The 1,807-nt window shown below is 61.1% G+C and carries 2 protein-coding genes; both read right to left on the bottom strand.

Going from position 1 to position 1,807, the window contains the following annotated elements; translation table 11 throughout:
• Nucleotides 1-1,595: methyl-accepting chemotaxis protein (locus D6877_RS10090; protein ID WP_130910656.1), on the bottom strand; the 1,595-nt coding region annotated here is incomplete at its 3' end.
• A gap of 31 nt (nucleotides 1,596-1,626) precedes the next feature.
• The coding region (locus D6877_RS29580) for a hypothetical protein (protein ID WP_206662978.1) at nucleotides 1,627-1,807 on the bottom strand (181 nt) is incomplete at its 5' end.

The following is a 1,807-nucleotide window of genomic DNA, read 5'->3' on the forward strand; positions in this document are numbered from 1 at the left end:
AGCGCATTGGCCAGTTGCGACAGTTCGTGGCTCGATGCGCTGGTCTGATCAGCCCCCGCAGCCGAACGCACCGACAGGTCGCGAATGTTCACCAGATTGCGATCCACTTCCCGCGCCACCTGCGCCTGCTCCTCGGCAGCGCTGGCGATCACCAGGTTGCGCTCGTGGATCTCGTGCACCGACGCTGTGATCGTCACCAACGCCTCACCCGCCCGCTCTGCCAGAACCAACGTGCTCGCCGCACGAGATGCGCTGGCCTGCATGGACTCCAGCGCCAGGCTCGAACCGCTGCGCATGCCTTGCACCATCTGCTCGATCTCCTGCGTCGATTGCTGGGTGCGATACGCCAGCGCGCGCACCTCATCAGCCACCACCGCAAAACCTCGACCGCTTTCGCCCGCTCGTGCTGCCTCGATGGCAGCGTTGAGCGCCAGCAGATTGGTCTGCTCAGCGATGGCGCGAATCACGTCCAGAACCTTACCGATGTCTTGCGATTGATTGGCCAGCGACTGCACCAGTTCGCCGGTGTTCTGCACATCACTGGCCAGCGCATTGATCGCGCTGGCGGTTTCGCTGACGCGCTCCTGGCCCAATTGCGCCGACTGACTGGACTGGCGCGTGGCATCGGACGTCGACACCGCGTTGCGCGCGACCTCCTCCACCGCAGCGGTCATCTCGTTAACCGCAGTGGCGGCCTGTTCGATTTCGTTGTTCTGCTCTTGCAAGCCTTGGGTGCTGTCGACGGTAACGGCGCTCAGTTCGTCAGCGGCGGTGGCCAGTTGTGTGGCTGAGCCGCTGATACCCTGCAGCGTCTCGCGCAGGTTCTGTTGCATCGTCGCGAGGGCTTTGAGCAAGCGGCTGACTTCGTCGTTGCCATGGGTTTCGATCGGTCGGGTGAGATCGCCCTTGGCGACACTTTCGGCGGCATCCACCGCGCTGCTCAGCGGGCGCACGATACTGCGCGTGAGCAACATCGCCAGCGCCACCGTGGCCAGCGCTGCCAAGGCAATGAAAAGAGTAACGATGGTGCGCGAGGTTTCATAATGCGCGGCGGACTTCTCGCTTTCGGCAGCGACCTGGCGGGCGAACAGATCGGCGAGATCATTGAGCTGTTTGCCGGAGCCGTCGACCACGGTCTTCATGTCAACCAGGAGCAATTTGGTCAGCTCGTCACGCTTGCCTTGCTCAGCGAGGGTGAACGACTGGGCAATGCCGGTGCGATAGGCGGCGAAGGTTTTCTTGAACTGGTCATACAGCTGCTGGCCTTCGGCAGTGTCGACCAGTTTGTCGTAGGCTGCGATTTTTTCGCTCAGCTCCTTGTCGCGGGTGTCCATCTGGCCGCGATAGGTGGCGATATTGGCCGGATCCTGATCGAGCGCCATGCGCAGGGAGATAGTGCGGATGCGCAGCATCAGTTCACGGATCTCGTCGCCGCCACGGATGCTCGGCAACCAGCGGTTCTCCACCGCCACCTCACTGTCGCGGATGCTCGACATCTGCCCCAGCGCAAACACGCCGAGCAAGGCCACCAACACCGCGATCAGGGCAAAACCCAGGGCAGCCCGGGGAGCAATATTCAACTGACGAAGCAACATGACGAACGCCCTTATTCTTGTAATGGCCAGATCAAGGGGCGAAGCGTTGGCAGTCCCCTCTTATTAGCGGGCTATCGGCAGGTTGTATGACGACTTGAAGAGATTCGCCTTTCGGCAGACAAAAAAAATCCCCGTATCTTTCGATACGAGGATTTTCAATATGGTCGGGGTAAGGGGATTCGAACTCCTGACATCCTGCTCCCAAAGCAGGC

The sequence above is a fragment of the Pseudomonas sp. Sample_9 genome, from assembly GCF_004307535.1.
GTDB classification, from domain to species: Bacteria; Pseudomonadota; Gammaproteobacteria; order Pseudomonadales; family Pseudomonadaceae; genus Aquipseudomonas; species Aquipseudomonas mercuritolerans.